The organism is Enterococcus sp. DIV0008, assembly GCF_050542615.1.
In the GTDB taxonomy this organism is placed as follows: Bacteria; Bacillota; Bacilli; order Lactobacillales; family Enterococcaceae; genus Enterococcus_D; species Enterococcus_D innesii.
The window spans coordinates 1,982,259-1,997,933 of sequence record NZ_CP172937.1 but is presented as its reverse complement, the minus strand read 5'-3'; the positions used below and the strand labels follow the sequence as shown (position 1 = coordinate 1,997,933).

Below are 15,675 nucleotides of genomic sequence, written 5' to 3'. Positions count from 1 at the left end.
TGTTTTGACGGTCTTGCTTGATCGTTCGGTTTTTTCGCACATACTTTGTCGGATTACCCTCGTATTTTCCGAAAAAAGGGAGCGTTAGACGGTGTTTTTCTTTTCAGAAAATGCTATGATAGAACACATGAAGAAGCAGATCGACAAACGATTGGTGCGTTTCTTTTTACAAACAAAGTCAGTATAATCAGGTTGGAGGAGTTGTCAGAATGGGTACATTGATCAATGGAAAAGAATTGGCTGAAAAAATGCAAGCAGCGTTTCTTTCAGAGACAGCATCACTAAAAGAGCAAGGTGTGACACCGGGATTAGTTGTTTTGCTTGTTGGAGAAGACAAAGCAAGTCAGACTTATGTGAAAAATAAAGAACTAGCTGCGGCGAAAATCGGCATCAATTCCCGTGTTGCCCGCTATCCTGAATCCATTACCGAGGCAGAATTATTAGCAGAAATCGAACAGTTCAATAACGATGACGCCTTTCATGGCATTTTGGTTCAACTTCCTTTGCCAAAACATATCAATGAAGAAAAAGTACTGTTAGCCATCAAACCAGAAAAAGATGTCGACGGCTTTCATCCAATCAATTTAGGAAAATTATTTGCCGGTGTACCTGACCGAATTCCTTGTACCCCTTATGGCATCATGAAAATGTTTGCTGCGTATGGGATCGAATTGGAAGGGAAAAATGCCTTAGTGATCGGTCGCAGCAACATTGTCGGAAAACCAATGGCGCACTTGCTCTTAGGGGCAAATGCCACCGTGACTATTGCTCATTCAAAAACCAAAAATCTGCCCGAGTTGGCTAAACAAGCGGACATTTTAGTCGTGGCGATCGGCCGCGGTCATTTTGTCACAAAAGACTTCGTAAAAGAAGGGGCTGTGGTGATCGATGTTGGGATGAATCGTGATGCCAACGGCAAGTTGATCGGCGATGTGAAATTTGATGAAGTCGAACCGATCGCTAGCTATATCACCCCGGTACCTAGAGGTGTAGGTCCAATGACGATCACGATGTTGATGGCCCAAACGATCGAGGCAGCAAAGGAGACAATGAAAAACTAAATGGCGCAAGAATATTTAACGGTGACCGCATTAACAAAATATATCAAGCGTAAGTTTGACGTCGATCCGTATCTAGAGCGAGTTTATTTGACGGGGGAGATCTCTAATTTTCGTCGTCGCCCCAATCACCAATACTTTAGTTTGAAGGATGATGGTGCAAAAATTTCGACCGTCATGTTCAAGGGCGCTTTTGACAAGTTGCGCTTTCAACCAGAAGAGGGCATGAAAGTCATGGCGGTTGGGCGTATCACTCTGTATGAGGCAAGCGGAAATTATCAGATGGTGATCGATCACATGGAACCAGACGGTGTCGGTGCCCTTTATCAAGCCTATGAACAATTAAAGCAGAAATTGGCAGCGGAAGGATCATTTTCTGCACCGAAGCAGTCATTGCCGAAATACCCGAAACGCATCGCAGTCTTGACCAGTCCTAGTGGGGCGGTGATCAGAGATATCATCACGACGACCCAGCGGCGTTATCCCATTGCTCAGATCGTTTTGTACCCAACCGTGGTACAAGGCAACAAAGCTGCGGATGATGTGGTGAAAAATATCCAACGAGTCGAAGCCGATGGGACCTTTGATACTATGATCATCGGACGTGGGGGTGGATCGATCGAAGACCTCTGGCCTTTCAATGAAGAACGAGTGGCAAGAGCCATTTTTGATGCAAAAACCCCCATTATTTCTTCAGTGGGGCATGAAACCGATACGACGATTGCCGATTTAGTGGCGGATGTTCGGGCGGCAACTCCGACCGCTGCAGCCGAATTAGCGGTGCCGGTGCTGTCGGAGGAGATTTTGCGGATCGAAGAAAGACAAGCCCGATTAGAGCAAGCATTTATGCACCAGATCCAGTACAAACAAGAACGCTATCAGCGAGTGATTGGATCGTATGTTTTTCGGCAACCAGAGCGCTTGTATGAGGCACAGTCCATCAAACTCGATCAGTTGCAGCAGCGGATGCAGCAAGGCTTACAAACCTTGCTTTATGACAAGGATCGCCATGCACAGCAATTGATTTCACGGTTGGCACAACAACAACCAAAAGCGCGATTACAAGCCAGCAACCAAGAGGTCAGTTATCTTTCCCAACGCTTAACCAAAGCCATGAAAGATATCTATGCAGCAAAAGAAAATCAATTTGCAAATGCAGTCCAGTCTCTTGATTTACTCAGCCCACTAAAAATCATGGGTCGGGGCTACAGCTATACCACGAAAAATGAGCAGGTGATCAAGTCGATTGATGCGATCGAGCCAGAAGACCAGCTGACGATCCATTACCAAGATGGCCAAGCACTTGTCGAAGTTATTAGTACAGAAGGAGTTAATCATGGCAAATCCAACATTTGAAGAATCATTACAAGAATTAGAACAAATCGTAACCCGTTTGGAACAAGGCGATGTTCCATTGGAAGAAGCGTTAGATGCTTTTCAAAAAGGCATGGTTTTGAGCAAGCAATGCAAGGACACTTTGAGTAAAGCAGAAAAGTCCTTAACAAAAATGATGACTGAATCCAACGAAGAAGTGCCTTTTGAAGAGGAAAACCAATGAGTGCTTTAACCGAATTCACAAAAGCGCACGCCTCTTTGATTGAAGAAGTCATGGAACGCTTTGTCAAAGAACACACCTCTGATCAACGATTGTTTGAAAGCATGCAGTATTCGATCCAAGCCGGCGGCAAACGCATTCGTCCGCTTTTATTGGCTGCAACAGTCGCCGCTTTTCACAAACCTATCAATACCGCGGTGTACCAGTGTGCGGCAGCCTTAGAAATGGTGCATACCTATTCGCTGATCCATGACGATCTGCCTGCTATGGACAACGATGATCTGCGCCGAGGCAAACCCACCAACCATAAGGTTTTTGGTGAAGCTTTAGCGATTTTAGCTGGAGATGGTCTTTTGACAGCTGCGTTTCAATTAGTCGCTATGGCGGAAATCGAAGCCAATCAAAAAGTCTTATTGCTACAGCAGTTAAGCAAAGCGGCGGGGACGCAAGGAATGGTCGCCGGCCAAGCAGCCGATATTCAAGGGGAAAACCAAGCCCTTAGTCTTGAGGAACTGATTTCTGTTCACGAACGGAAAACCGGCGAATTGATTCGCTTTGCGGTGATTGCCGGAGGTGTCCTAGCCGACCAGACGGAAGAAGTTCTGCAAGAATTGGATCGCTTTGCCCAGCATATTGGGTTAGCCTTTCAAATTCGCGATGATCTGTTGGATGCTACTAGCACGACCGAAGAGCTAGGAAAAGTTGTCCGTCGAGATGACGAATTGGCGAAAAGTACCTATCCTGCTTTGCTTGGCTTAGCAGGGGCGCAGCAAGCCTTGACAGAGGAATTATCCAAGGCTAAAGAAATTCTGGCGCAATTAAGTCAATACGGTCAATTTACGCCGGATGTTTTATTGGCATTTGTGGAACGATTTGAGATTCGAGGGAACGCATGAAGAAAGAACGAGTAGATGTTTTAGCTGTCCAGCAAGGCCTGTTTGAGACTCGCGAGCAAGCCAAACGAGGAGTGATGGCTGGATTGGTTTACAAAGAAAAAAATAATGAACGACTTGATAAACCGGGAGAAAAAATTGCTGCAGATACACTGTTGCAGATCAAAGGCAAGAAGCTGCCGTATGTTTCTCGTGGTGGTCTCAAGTTAGAAAAAGCGCTCAAAGTCTTTGATTTTGACGTAACCGATAAAATCATGTTAGATATCGGCGCTTCCACCGGCGGTTTTACTGATGCAGCGTTGCAAAATGGTGCCAAAAAAAGCTATGCACTGGATGTAGGATACAATCAGTTAGCCTGGAAGCTGCGGCAAGATGAGCGAGTGATCGTAATGGAACGGGTCAACTTCCGTTATGCAAAACCCACTGATTTTTTAGACGGTCTTCCTGATGCCGCTACGATCGATGTTTCTTTTATTTCACTTAAACTGATTTTACCCCCGCTGTATGATATTTTGGTAGCGGGCGGCGAAGTGATGGCGCTGATCAAGCCTCAGTTTGAAGCAGGTAAAGAAGCGGTGGGGAAAAACGGGATCGTTCGTGATCCCAAAACCCATGAACGAGTGTTGGAGGAAGTACTCACCTTTGCGCAAGAAACAAAATTTGATGTATTAAATCTAAGTTTTTCACCCATCACTGGCGGCGAAGGGAATATCGAGTTTATCGTACATTTAAAGAAAAGCCTACAAGAAGGTACCGCAGCAGGGATCGATATCCCGAAAGTTGTTGCATCAGCACATGAGACCTTTCATCAACCAAAATAAAGAATGGAAGAGAGTGGACATTTTACTTGTCGGCTCTCTTTCTTTCTTGCGCAAAATAGGATAAAATTAGTAGGAATTCATTCAGGAGGAACAAGAGATGAGAAAAAAAGAACGGCATCGCTTGATTACACGATTGTTAAGTGAACAAGATATTCAGAAACAAGAAGATTTTGTGGAGTTGTTAAAAGATCGCGGCGTCTCAGTTACACAAGCAACTATATCAAGAGATATCAAGGAATTGAAGTTAGTGAAAGTTCCTTCCCAAAAAGGCGGCTATCGCTACAGTATCCCACAAGAGACAACGGAAGACGTGAGTGGTAAACTAGATAAAATCCTAAAAACGGCTTTTGTTTCTGTCGATCGAATGGACAAATTTGTGATCCTGCGCACACTGCCCGGCAATGCCTCGGCTTTGGCGAATTTAATCGATAAACGTTATGCCAAGGAATTATTTGGCACGTTAAACGATGATGACAACGTCTTGATGATCACTAGAACAGAAGCAGATACCGAGAATCTATTCAGGGATTTCCAACGTTACGTTTAGAAGAGGAGGCAAGGGATGCTTTTAGAATTGTCGATCCAAAATTTTGCGATTATTTCCAACTTACACTTATCTTTCCATGAGGGAATGACGGCACTGACAGGTGAGACAGGTGCCGGGAAATCAATTATTATCGATGCGATGGGTTTGCTAGCAGGCGGTAGAGGTTCCAGCGACTATTTGCGTCAAGGAGCAGAGAAATGTCGTTTAGAAGGGATCTTCGAATGGCCGAATCAGCAGGAGTTCAAAGAGTTGACCGCAGATTTAGGTATTGATGAAGAAGAAGTTTTGATCGTACAACGAGATATCTCTCAATCGGGGAAAAATATTTGTCGTGTCAATGGTCGAACCGTTACCTTGTCGGTTTTGCGTCAAATCGGTTTATTCTTAGTCGATATCCAAGGACAAAATGAGCATCAAGAGCTGCTGCAACCGGAAAAACATTTGGCATTGATGGATGGATTTGGGGATGATAGCTTTAAAGCGGAACTTGCGGATTACCGTCAAGCCTATCAAAGCTACCGCTCCTTAGAAAAACATGTCCGAACCATTCAAGAAAATGAACAGCTCTATGTGCAGCGAATGGACATGCTGCGTTTTCAACAAGAAGAGATCGCCCAAGCCGAATTGATGGAAAACGAAGAAGAACTGCTGATCGACGAACGGGAAAAACTCACGAACTATCAAAAAATCGTGGATGCCTTGGGACAAAGCTATGGTGCTCTATCAGCTGAGGAAGTCAATAGTTTAGATGGGGTTAGTGTGGCATTGTCAGAGATCCAGTCGATCGCCCATCTTGATCCTGCGTATGAAAAAATCAGTGAAGCGATCCAAAGCGCGTATTACTTGTTGCAAGATGCAGCCACCGATATTTCGCGACAAGTCGACAACCTTGAATTAGATGAAGGCCGACTGGAAGAAGTCATTTCGCGGCTGGAAACGATTCGTCAATTGAAGCGCAAATATGGGGAGTCGATTCCTGTGATCCTAGCTTATTATGATGAGATCAGTAAAGAAATCAGCGAATCAGCCTATACGGAAGGTCAGTTGGAGCAATTAGAAGAAGAGCTTGCCCAAAAAGCTGAAGCTGTTTGGCAGTTGGCGGAAGCCTTGCACGTCAAACGACGTGAATTGGCTCATCGTTTAGAAAAAGAAATCGTTCAAGAGTTAAAAGAGCTGTATATGGAACACGCGCAGTTTGAAGTACGGTTCGCACCTGGCTCAAAACAATTGAGTAGCAGCGGCTTTGATACTGTGGAGTTTTATCTGACTACCAACCCCGGTGAAGGCATGAAGCCGTTAGTGCGGGTTGCTTCTGGGGGAGAACTTTCACGGATCTTACTGGCTCTCAAATCAATTTTCTCTCGGAAACAAGGAATCACCAGCATTGTCTTTGATGAAGTGGATACTGGGGTTAGTGGCCGAGTAGCTCAGGCGATCGCCGAAAAAATCGCCAAGATCGCAGCCAATTCGCAAGTTTTGTGTATCACTCACTTGCCGCAAGTAGCTGCTGTAGCGGATAATCAATATTTTATTGAAAAAGCAATTCAAGAAGGACGGACGGAAACCCATGTCCGTAAACTATCTAAAGAAGAACGAGTGGCAGAGATTGCCCGTATGCTCTCAGGTGCAGAAATCACCGATTTAACGATCGAACATGCACGAGAACTATTGGCACTGGCACACCGATAAAAATTGGGAAACATTCGTAAAAAGAGTCAGGAGATGATGGACCCGTAAGTTTCGTCTGTCATCCTTTCCTGATCTTCTTTTTTGCAGGAGGATATGATGAGAAAAAGAACAAAAGTTTTGATCGGTGTATTGATCACCGTTGTTATTTTAACTATTGCCGGTTGGGTCGGTTGGCAACAACTCCATTACCCAGCAGTGGATGCTGCAGTTACAGCTGCGAAAGAGGCAGATGATGAGGGAAATGTCCTTTATTTTGCTGGAGATGAAGAAAAGCCATTGGTTATTTTCTATCCCGGTGCTCTTGTCGATGCGGAAAGCTATAGTGTATGGGCAGCAGGTTTAGCGGAAAAAGGCTATCCTGTCGCGATCGTTAAAATGCCCTTTAACATGGCTGTTTTAGCAGGCAATCGTGCAGAAGCGGTTTTGAAAGAAATTCCCCATGACTCCTATGTGATAGGTGGTCATTCATTAGGTGGCGTCATGGCAAGCCGTTTTGCAGCGAATCAGTTGGCTGCAAATGACAAGGATTTAAAAGGGGTCTTTTTCTTTGCAAGTTATCCCGATGAAAAAGGTTCGTTAGCTGATCAATCGATTTCTGTGTTGTCACTATCAGGTAGTCAAGACCAAGTAGTAAATCAAGAAAATTGGCAAGCCGCCCGCAGCTTCCTACCAGATTCGACCATCTTCGAAACAATTGAAGGCGGCAATCACGCTGGCTTTGGTACTTATGGGTTACAAAAAGGAGAAGCAGCTGCTGATTTATCAAATGAAGCACAGCAAAAAGCCATCATTGAGCAGATGGCATCATGGTTAAGTGAATTAGAGTAAAAAAGACGGCAGAAGATGCATAGAAATGCTTCTTTCTGCCGTTTCGATTCAACAGACATTTTGGGGAAATGTTGATGAAATCGTGAAAACGCTGAACATAACAACATATTGTACTTGATTGGGGAAGCAAGATTAATAATTATGTTCTTTTAAAATACGTTTCCTCTCACAGTATAGCATAGTACACGTTCATGATGCACGTAATTTAATTAAGAAATCCTGTCATTTTATTTACAAAACAGTTATTTTGTAAAAGAAAAAAAGCGTTTTAAATAAACGGACAATCGTAGTCCCAGAAAAAAAAGCAAATAATAATTTTCATTGATTTCAACTAATGGTAAAATGAAAATAATTGATTTTTACAATCAATGACTTACGAAAGTACAAGGAGCGTTATGATGAAAAAATTTAAACTTCTAAGTCCTATTATCGGATTGGTTATTTTACTCTCGGGATGTGCAAGCTGGGCAGATCGAGGAGAATCGATCACCGCAGTCGGTTCCTCTGCTTTGCAGCCGCTAGTAGAAACAGTTGCAGAAGAATTTCAAAACTCAAATCCAGGACGGTTCATCAATGTCCAAGGAGGCGGAAGCGGAACCGGACTAAGTCAAGTCCAAGCAGGCGCAGTCGATATCGGGAATTCTGATTTGTTTGCAGAAGAAAAGCCGGGAATCGATGCGGATGCCCTCGTTGATCATCGGGTGGCAACGGTGGGAATCACACCAATCGTTAACAAAGGGGTCGGGATCACAGATATCTCTACAGAAGATTTAAAAAATATCTTCCTAGGAAAGATCACCAATTGGAGCGAAGTCGGTGGCAATGATCTACCCATTGTTTTATTGAACCGGGCGACCGGTAGTGGTACGAGAAGCACGTTTGAAAAATGGATCATGGATGGTGAAACAGCAATTCCTTCCCAAGAGCAAGATTCTAGTGGGATGGTTCGCTCGATCGTTTCTGATACACCAGGGGCTATTAGCTACGTTGCATTTTCTTATGTGACCGATGAAGTCAATGTCCTTTCAATTGATGGTGTTGAACCTACGATTGAAAATGTGACGACGAATGATTGGAAAGTTTGGGCGTATGAGCATATGTATACAAAAGGAGAACCAACCGGATTAACTGCTGAGTTTTTAGAATATATGCTTTCTGATGAAGTCCAAGAGCATATCGTTGGCGATCTAGGCTATATTCCAATCTCGATCATGCAGGTGGAAAGAGACTGGGAAGGCAACATTGTCGAATAATCTTTACACAAAATTTACACAAGCTTTAACAGAAATTGATGTTGAACCGATAAACTAATGGTTATGAGTTTAGTTTGATTTTTGAGGAGGAACCCTCGTGGAAAATGTAAAAGAAGTGTTAACAAAAAAATCTAAGCGCGCAAGAATGGAGCAAAGAGGAAAGCTGGTCAGCTTTCTATGTATCGCGTTGATTGTATTGGTTGTGATCTCCATTTTTTATTTCGTTGCTAGCCGAGGATTAGCGACATTCTTTGTAGACAAAGTCAATGTGTTTGACTTTTTGTTTGGTACCCAATGGAATCCAAGTGCTGTGGGTCCTGATGGCCAACCTTTAGTTGGTGCTTTACCGATGATTCTTGGTTCGTTCTTCGTAACGTTCCTATCAGCAATCGTTGCAACACCTTTTGCCATTGGTGCAGCCGTCTTTATGGTGGAGATTTCCCCTCGTAACGGAGAGAAGATCTTGCAGCCGGTTATCGAACTTTTAGTCGGTATTCCTTCTGTAGTTTATGGTTTTATCGGTTTGTCTGTCGTTGTACCAGCAGTCCGCTCCGTTTTTGGCGGTACTGGGTTTGGGATCTTGGCGGGGACCTTTGTCCTGTTTATCATGATCTTACCGACAGTGACTACGATGACGGTCGATGCGCTGCGGGCAGTCCCTCGGCATTACCGTGAAGCTTCGTTAGCTTTAGGTGCAACGCGCTGGCAGACGATTTACAAAGTGGTTCTACGAGCAGCTGTTCCTGGTATTTTAACAGCGGTTGTTTTCGGAATGGCTCGCGCATTTGGGGAAGCATTGGCGATCCAAATGGTTATCGGTAATGCGGCATTGATGCCAACTAGCTTAGTGACACCAGCTTCAACATTGACTTCTATCCTAACGATGGGTATCGGAAATACGATCATGGGGACAGTCCAAAATAACGTCTTGTGGTCATTAGCCTTGATCTTGTTATTGATGTCCTTACTGTTTAACATTGTGATTCGCTTTATTGGGAAGAAAGGAGCCTTGAAATAATGAATGCGAAACGTTCAGATAAAATTGCTACCGGCGTCTTGTATGCCGTTGCTGGCATCATTGTATTGATTTTGGCTTCCTTATTACTGTACATTTTGGTTCGGGGGGTTCCCCATATCAATTGGGAGTTTCTGACTTCTTCTTCAAAAGCGTACCAAGAAGGCGGCGGGATCGGCATCCAATTGTTCAATTCCCTTTACTTGCTTTTAGTAACAATGATCATTAGCTTCCCGATTTCTTTAGGAGCAGGGATCTACTTATCCGAATATGCAAAGAAAAACTGGTTGACGGATATCATTCGGACATCAATCGAAATCTTGAGTTCACTGCCTTCTGTGGTTGTCGGTCTCTTTGGTTTCTTAGTCTTTGTTATCCAGTTTGGTTATGGCTTTTCAATCATTTCAGGTGCTTTGGCATTGACTTTCTTTAATTTGCCACTATTGACGAGAAATGTGGAAGAATCTCTACAAGCGATTCATTACACGCAGCGTGAAGCGGGCTTGTCTTTAGGCTTATCACGTTGGGAAACTGTCACACGCATTATTGTTCCAGAAGCAACACCAGGGATTTTGACTGGGGTCATTCTAAGTTCTGGTCGGATTTTTGGTGAAGCGGCAGCGCTGATCTACACTGCAGGACAAAGTGCACCGGCCCTTGATTTTACAAACTGGAATCCATTGAGTGTTTCCAGCCCGATCGGTCTTTTCCGACAAGCGGAGACGCTAGCAGTCCATATTTGGAAAATCAATACAGAAGGTACGATGCCTGATGGCGCGCAAGTTTCAGCCGGGGCTTCGGCGGTATTGATCATTGCCGTCTTGCTATTTAACTTTGGCGCCCGTGCAGCTGGCAAACGGTTGTACAAGAAAATGACGTCAGCATAAGGAGAATGACAGTATGAACGATTACAATTGGGACGATCGAAATATCATTACCTTCGATAAACCAGAAGATGTGGCGCTTTATACCACTGACTTGCATGTATGGTATGGATCAAATGAAGCCATCAAAGGCATTGATCTACAATTTGAAAAAAACAAAATCACCGCATTGATCGGACCTTCCGGTTGCGGTAAATCAACGTATCTGCGTTCTTTGAATCGAATGAATGACGGGATCGCAAACACGAGAGTCACAGGAAACATCATGTATAAAGGAGTCGACGTCAATACAAAAGAAGTCGATGTCTTCGAAATGCGCAAGCGGATCGGCATGGTTTTCCAACGACCAAATCCTTTCAGTAAATCGATCTATGACAATATCGCCTTTGCTTTACGCCGTCATGGAGAAAGAAACAAAAAGAAATTGGATGAAGCAGTCGAAACCAGCTTGAAACAAGCGGCTCTTTGGGATCAAGTAAAAGACAGTTTAGACAAAAGTGCTTTGGCATTGTCTGGTGGACAGCAGCAACGTCTGTGTATCGCTCGAGCCATTGCGATGAAACCAGATATCTTACTTCTAGATGAACCAGCCAGCGCCCTTGACCCCATCTCGACCGGGACAGTGGAAGAAACCCTCATCAACTTGAAAAACGACTATTCAATCATCATCGTGACCCATAATATGCAACAAGCTGCTCGGATCAGCGATTATACTGCCTTTTTCTACTTAGGAAATGCGATCGAGTACGATGAGACCCGTAAGATATTTACTCGTCCAAAAATTAAAGCAACAGAAGATTACGTATCCGGTCACTTTGGCTGAGCCGATTCGATCAGTAAACGGAGGCAAAACAATGGCAGAAGAAATTATTACATCGAAAGATCTGCATTTATACTACGGAAAAAAAGAAGCATTAAAAGGAATAGACCTTTCCATCAAACAAGGCGAGATCACTGCGATGATCGGACCTTCAGGTTGTGGGAAATCGACCTACTTGCGTTCTCTTAATCGAATGAATGATTTGATCCCTGGTGTGACAATTACAGGAAGTGTTGTCTATAAAGGGAAAGACATTTATAGTCCGAAGCAAGACATCGTTGATTTGCGTAAAGAAATCGGGATGGTTTTTCAACAACCGAATCCATTTCCCTTTTCAATTTACGAAAATGTGATTTATGGGTTAAAATTAAAAGGAGTCACCGACAAAGCGATTCTTGATAAAACAGTGGAAGAAAGCCTGAAAGCAGCGTCTGTCTGGGAAGATGTCAAAGATAAACTTCACCAAAGTGCGCTATCTTTATCCGGCGGACAACAGCAGCGGGTATGTATCGCTCGGGTATTGGCTGTCGATCCAGAAATCATTTTGCTGGATGAACCAACCAGTGCGTTAGACCCAATTTCATCTGGGAAAATCGAGAATACCCTTTTGGCACTGAAAGAACGCTATACCATGATCATCGTGACTCACAACATGTCACAAGCTTCAAGAATCTCAGATAAAACCGCGTTCTTTTTGGACGGCAACTTGATCGAGTTCAATGACACGAAAAAAGTGTTCCTAAGTCCAAGCAAAAAAGAAACAGAAGATTATATCTCAGGAAGATTTGGTTAGGAGGAAAAGGGATGTTGCGTACACAGTTTGAAGAAGAATTATTAAATCTACACAATCAATTTTATGAGATGGGTATGCTAGTCAGCAGTGCGATCCACAAATCCGTACGAGCATATGTTAGACATGATAAAGCAATTGCTCAAGAAGTGATCGAAAATGATTTGGCGATCAACAATATGGAAGTTCGTTTGGAGAAAAAGAGCTTTGAAATGATTGCTTTGCAACAACCAGTAACCACCGATCTACGAATGATCATTACTGTAATGAAAGCCAGCTCTGACTTGGAACGAATGGGAGACCATGCAGTATCAATCGCGAAGTCAACGATTCGGGTCAAAGGTGAAACACGGATCGCCGAAATCGAAAAAGAAATTTCTGATATGTCGGATTATGTCAAGAAAATGGTCGATAATGTTTTAGTTGCCTATGTAAAAACCGACCAAGAAGATGCCCGTATGATCGCCCAAATGGATGATCGGGTCAATGAGTATTACAAAGATATCTATTACAAAACGATCGAGAGTATGAAAGAAAATCCGGAAACCGTTGTTAGTGGAACCGACTATTTATCTGTTGCTCAGTACCTAGAACGTATCGGTGACTACGTAACAAATATTTGTGAATGGATCGTGTATCTTGCTACTGGGAAAATCAGTGAATTGAATACCAACCGTACGGAAATGATTTAAGAAACCAGCTTAGATTCTTGATCACTTATCTCTTTTATTAGAGATGGGACAGACCGACGAAAGAAGTTGACCTTCGGGAAACAACTTCTCTCGGCGGTCTTTTTGATGTGAAGCAAATGCTACGGATAATTATGATTCATTGAAAAGGATCGTTAGTTTTTTACTAAGAGTTACAGAAGTAAGCATGCTTTTGACCTTCCATGCATTGAAAAGTCGATTATTGATTGAGTAGCGGCCAACAGCGGAAAAAACGGTTGTGAATGACCTCGAAAATCCTTCACAGTAGCAGTTTTATTCCTCAGAGTTGTTACTAGCTGAAACTTTTGTTTCCAATGGTTTTTCGTGATATTGTTAAGATAAGGAAGATCGTTTTGTGCCTAAAGTAATCAAGAAAAAGTGCCGGTTCTGCTTGCCAATCTGCAGATTGAGAAAAACTTGGTACTTAAGACCTATGACACGTTCGCAAAAACAAGGCATAATAGGTTCGTAAGCTAAACTTGCAATCACACATTTGCTGAAGGAGGCAATTTCCATGAACGAAAGAGAACGTATATTGGATCTAGTAAAAAAAGGTGTGCTTTCTACAGAAGAAGCCTTAGATTTACTAGAAGGTATGGCAAAAGCCAAAGACGAAAAACAAATTAACAAAGCTGCTGCTGAGGTAACCGCGGATAAGAATGCGACAAGCCCATTTGATGATACTGAAAATAACGATGAGATGTTCACGTTTGACGGCGAAGAAAAGCTTCGTCAAAACGAAGCACAAGACAAAGAAAATCTTGAAAAGATTCTCGATGGCTTAGCAACAGAAGCCAACCAAGCATCTGCTGAGTTGGACGAAATCAATGCTGAAATTCTTGGTGTCAAAGAAGAATTAAAAGAAGCACAAGAAACACTGATGCAATTGAACACCAAAGAAGAATTGGATCAATTGTCAGAAGATGAATTGGCAACACGTCATGAAACAGAAGCGACCATCACTGGCTTAGAAGAAACCTTAGATGGTTTAACCGAAGAAAAAGCAGAATTGGAAGCTAAACTAAAAAATATTCGTAAAGACCAATGGTCTCAAACGAAAGAGAAAATCTCTCAAAAATTAGATATTCCAGAAGATTGGAAAGAACAAGCGACCGATACTATCAATCAAGTAAGTGAAAAAATGGTCGATGCCAGCACACACTTCGGACATTTCTTGAAGAAAACGGTTCGGGCAGTGACAGAGTCAGTCAATGACAACATGGAATGGAAAGACATCAACTTAAAAGTTCCCGGTGTTGCAGCGACAAAATTTGAGCACACATTCAGCTATGACGAAACGGCAGCGACATTGATCGATGTGAAATTAGCAAACGGCAATGTTTCCTTCCAATTATGGGATGAACCAGGTGTAAAAGTAGATGCCAAAATCAAACTATATGGTAAAATGGATGCGGCGGAGCCTTTCGATGCTTTTGAAGCAAGAAGCCAAATCAATGTTGATGATGAACGCATCTCTTTCCAAATTCCCAACAAACGCATTCGTGCCGATCTCGTTTTCTACTTGCCAAAACGCACCTATGATCATGTGGCAGTAAAACTATTGAACGGCAATGTTACATTCAATGAATTAGATGCAAAAGATGTCTATACAAAATCAACAAACGGCAATATCGATTTCCGCAAAGTAAATGCATCGATGTTAGAGATTGAAGGCGTGAATGGAACGATCACTGTTCAAGAGGGTGAGATTTTAGATGCCATCATCGAAACGGTGAACGGCGACGTTACGTTGACAGCAACGCCACAAAATACCGGCATTTCTTTAGTTAACGGTAATATCCGTGTGACCTATAAAGAAGAAACGGTCCAAAAATTAAACGCCAGTTCTGTAAATGGGAATGTCAAAGTAGCATTACCGACAGGAATCGGTTTTGAAGGGATCGCTAAAACAAGTTTAGGTAGCATCAACAATCGTTTAAGCGAGATGGAAGTTGTGCGTGAGAAAAAAGAACGCCTAAACCAACTATTGCAATTCCGTCGGGTTGCCGATAAAGTCGCTCAAATCGATCTATCCACAACAACAGGAAATGTCTTTATCAAAGATACAGATAAATAAGAATCGCTGGGTTTACACTCATTAAAGAAAAGAAGGAAGGTGTAGATAAATGAACAAAAAATTAACAAAATCAGCCAACAACGTTGTCATTACAGGTACTCTAGGGGGGCTGGCAGAATACTTGCGAATCGATCCAACCATCGTTCGCGTGATCTATGTCTTTCTATCTTTAGTGACTGCTGCGTTTCCTGGAATCACTTTATATATCATCATGGCGGTCTTGATTCCTTCAGGACGCAAGAGCACCTCAGGATATGGCCACGACAATCACTACTACAAACAAAACAAATACAATGAAGCAAATCGTCCCCGTAAAGAAGCGGAAAAGGTGGAGGATGAGGACTGGAGTGACTTCTAGTGTCTTATTTTCAACGGCTTATCATGAATACCCTGACGTTTGTCACATTGGCGGTTCTATTACCAAATATGATCCACGTTCAAAGCATTATGACTGCAGTGATCGCCAGTTTCGTGCTGTCGATCCTGAATGCTTTGATTAAACCAATTCTGATCGTCATTTCATTTCCATTGACTTTACTGACGCTTGGTTTCTTCACTTTTGTGATCAATGCGCTCATGCTGAATTTGACTTCGTATTTTGTTGGGTCAGCCAACTTCGGCTTCTCCTCGTTTGGGGCTGCGCTCTTAGTGGCGTTGATCATGTCAGTAATCAATATGATCGTGACCGAACACCATATCGAAAAATATTCACGTTAAAAAGACGTTTCACGTTTT

At 42.9% G+C, this 15,675-nt stretch carries 17 protein-coding genes; all 17 read left to right on the top strand.

The window, feature by feature from the left end:
- Nucleotides 1-209: 209 nt before the first annotated feature.
- Nucleotides 210-1,061: a bifunctional methylenetetrahydrofolate dehydrogenase/methenyltetrahydrofolate cyclohydrolase gene (locus IGI84_RS09535; protein ID WP_077454331.1), complete on the top strand. Its 852-nt coding sequence runs from the start codon at nucleotides 210-212 to the stop codon at nucleotides 1,059-1,061.
- Complete coding sequence (gene xseA / locus IGI84_RS09530) at nucleotides 1,062-2,414, top strand: exodeoxyribonuclease VII large subunit (protein ID WP_430600243.1); 1,353 nt, start codon at nucleotides 1,062-1,064, stop codon at nucleotides 2,412-2,414.
- Nucleotides 2,395-2,616 carry an exodeoxyribonuclease VII small subunit gene (locus IGI84_RS09525; RefSeq protein WP_005235356.1) on the top strand — a complete coding sequence of 74 codons (222 nt, stop codon included), beginning with the start codon at nucleotides 2,395-2,397 and terminating at the stop codon, nucleotides 2,614-2,616. The genes xseA and IGI84_RS09525 overlap by 20 nt, the downstream gene beginning before the upstream one ends.
- Nucleotides 2,613-3,509: a polyprenyl synthetase family protein gene (locus tag IGI84_RS09520; protein ID WP_086292171.1), complete on the top strand. Its 897-nt coding sequence runs from the start codon at nucleotides 2,613-2,615 to the stop codon at nucleotides 3,507-3,509. Before IGI84_RS09525 ends, IGI84_RS09520 begins: the two co-directional genes overlap by 4 nt.
- Nucleotides 3,506-4,327 carry a TlyA family RNA methyltransferase gene (locus tag IGI84_RS09515; protein ID WP_086292172.1) on the top strand — a complete coding sequence of 274 codons (822 nt, stop codon included), beginning with the start codon at nucleotides 3,506-3,508 and terminating at the stop codon, nucleotides 4,325-4,327. The genes IGI84_RS09520 and IGI84_RS09515 overlap by 4 nt, the downstream gene beginning before the upstream one ends.
- 97 nt (nucleotides 4,328-4,424) lie before the next feature.
- Nucleotides 4,425-4,874, top strand: coding sequence for an arginine repressor (argR, locus tag IGI84_RS09510; protein ID WP_005235362.1), 450 nt, complete (start codon nucleotides 4,425-4,427; stop codon nucleotides 4,872-4,874).
- 15 nt (nucleotides 4,875-4,889) lie between these two features.
- On the top strand, nucleotides 4,890-6,563 hold the full coding sequence (gene recN, locus IGI84_RS09505; protein ID WP_144771665.1) for a DNA repair protein RecN: 1,674 nt from the start codon (nucleotides 4,890-4,892) through the stop codon (nucleotides 6,561-6,563).
- Nucleotides 6,564-6,659: 96 nt separating this feature from the next.
- Complete coding sequence (locus IGI84_RS09500; protein ID WP_175632080.1) at nucleotides 6,660-7,391, top strand: alpha/beta hydrolase; 732 nt, start codon at nucleotides 6,660-6,662, stop codon at nucleotides 7,389-7,391.
- Between the two features lie 398 nt (nucleotides 7,392-7,789).
- Nucleotides 7,790-8,644: a phosphate ABC transporter substrate-binding protein PstS gene (locus tag IGI84_RS09495; protein WP_008378479.1), complete on the top strand. Its 855-nt coding sequence runs from the start codon at nucleotides 7,790-7,792 to the stop codon at nucleotides 8,642-8,644.
- A gap of 97 nt (nucleotides 8,645-8,741) precedes the next feature.
- A complete protein-coding gene (gene pstC / locus IGI84_RS09490; RefSeq protein ID WP_077454324.1) occupies nucleotides 8,742-9,662 on the top strand; it encodes a phosphate ABC transporter permease subunit PstC in 921 nt (306 codons plus the stop codon).
- On the top strand, nucleotides 9,662-10,546 hold the full coding sequence (gene pstA, locus IGI84_RS09485; protein ID WP_077454323.1) for a phosphate ABC transporter permease PstA: 885 nt from the start codon (nucleotides 9,662-9,664) through the stop codon (nucleotides 10,544-10,546). The genes pstC and pstA overlap by 1 nt, the downstream gene beginning before the upstream one ends.
- A gap of 13 nt (nucleotides 10,547-10,559) precedes the next feature.
- Nucleotides 10,560-11,366, top strand: a complete 807-nt coding sequence (gene pstB / locus IGI84_RS09480) for a phosphate ABC transporter ATP-binding protein PstB (RefSeq protein WP_005225783.1) — start codon at nucleotides 10,560-10,562, stop codon at nucleotides 11,364-11,366.
- A gap of 31 nt (nucleotides 11,367-11,397) precedes the next feature.
- A complete protein-coding gene (gene pstB / locus IGI84_RS09475) occupies nucleotides 11,398-12,156 on the top strand; it encodes a phosphate ABC transporter ATP-binding protein PstB (RefSeq protein ID WP_077454322.1) in 759 nt (252 codons plus the stop codon).
- An 11-nt stretch (nucleotides 12,157-12,167) separates the two neighbouring features.
- Nucleotides 12,168-12,845, top strand: a complete 678-nt coding sequence (gene phoU, locus IGI84_RS09470) for a phosphate signaling complex protein PhoU (RefSeq protein WP_008378477.1) — start codon at nucleotides 12,168-12,170, stop codon at nucleotides 12,843-12,845.
- A gap of 532 nt (nucleotides 12,846-13,377) precedes the next feature.
- Nucleotides 13,378-14,940, top strand: a complete 1,563-nt coding sequence (gene liaX / locus IGI84_RS09465; RefSeq protein ID WP_194194637.1) for a daptomycin-sensing surface protein LiaX — start codon at nucleotides 13,378-13,380, stop codon at nucleotides 14,938-14,940.
- 49 nt (nucleotides 14,941-14,989) lie between these two features.
- Nucleotides 14,990-15,298, top strand: a complete 309-nt coding sequence (locus IGI84_RS09460; protein WP_010748006.1) for a PspC domain-containing protein — start codon at nucleotides 14,990-14,992, stop codon at nucleotides 15,296-15,298.
- A complete protein-coding gene (locus tag IGI84_RS09455) occupies nucleotides 15,298-15,657 on the top strand; it encodes a phage holin family protein (protein ID WP_005225788.1) in 360 nt (119 codons plus the stop codon). The genes IGI84_RS09460 and IGI84_RS09455 overlap by 1 nt, the downstream gene beginning before the upstream one ends.
- The last annotated feature ends 18 nt before the right edge of the window (nucleotides 15,658-15,675 follow it).

Excerpts from the sequence above, each read along its gene's own strand:
- IGI84_RS09535 (WP_077454331.1), top strand. The coding sequence starts at position 210 with ATGGGTACATTGATCAATGGAAAAGAATTGGCTGAAAAAATGCAAGCA.
- xseA (WP_430600243.1), top strand. The coding sequence starts at position 1,062 with ATGGCGCAAGAATATTTAACGGTGACCGCATTAACAAAATATATCAAG.
- IGI84_RS09525 (WP_005235356.1), top strand. The coding sequence starts at position 2,395 with ATGGCAAATCCAACATTTGAAGAATCATTACAAGAATTAGAACAAATC.
- IGI84_RS09520 (WP_086292171.1), top strand. The coding sequence starts at position 2,613 with ATGAGTGCTTTAACCGAATTCACAAAAGCGCACGCCTCTTTGATTGAA.
- IGI84_RS09515 (WP_086292172.1), top strand. The coding sequence starts at position 3,506 with ATGAAGAAAGAACGAGTAGATGTTTTAGCTGTCCAGCAAGGCCTGTTT.
- argR (WP_005235362.1), top strand. The coding sequence starts at position 4,425 with ATGAGAAAAAAAGAACGGCATCGCTTGATTACACGATTGTTAAGTGAA.
- recN (WP_144771665.1), top strand. The coding sequence starts at position 4,890 with ATGCTTTTAGAATTGTCGATCCAAAATTTTGCGATTATTTCCAACTTA.
- IGI84_RS09500 (WP_175632080.1), top strand. The coding sequence starts at position 6,660 with ATGAGAAAAAGAACAAAAGTTTTGATCGGTGTATTGATCACCGTTGTT.
- IGI84_RS09495 (WP_008378479.1), top strand. The coding sequence starts at position 7,790 with ATGAAAAAATTTAAACTTCTAAGTCCTATTATCGGATTGGTTATTTTA.
- pstA (WP_077454323.1), top strand. The coding sequence starts at position 9,662 with ATGAATGCGAAACGTTCAGATAAAATTGCTACCGGCGTCTTGTATGCC.
- pstB (WP_005225783.1), top strand. The coding sequence starts at position 10,560 with ATGAACGATTACAATTGGGACGATCGAAATATCATTACCTTCGATAAA.
- pstB (WP_077454322.1), top strand. The coding sequence starts at position 11,398 with ATGGCAGAAGAAATTATTACATCGAAAGATCTGCATTTATACTACGGA.
- phoU (WP_008378477.1), top strand. The coding sequence starts at position 12,168 with ATGTTGCGTACACAGTTTGAAGAAGAATTATTAAATCTACACAATCAA.
- liaX (WP_194194637.1), top strand. The coding sequence starts at position 13,378 with ATGAACGAAAGAGAACGTATATTGGATCTAGTAAAAAAAGGTGTGCTT.
- IGI84_RS09460 (WP_010748006.1), top strand. The coding sequence starts at position 14,990 with ATGAACAAAAAATTAACAAAATCAGCCAACAACGTTGTCATTACAGGT.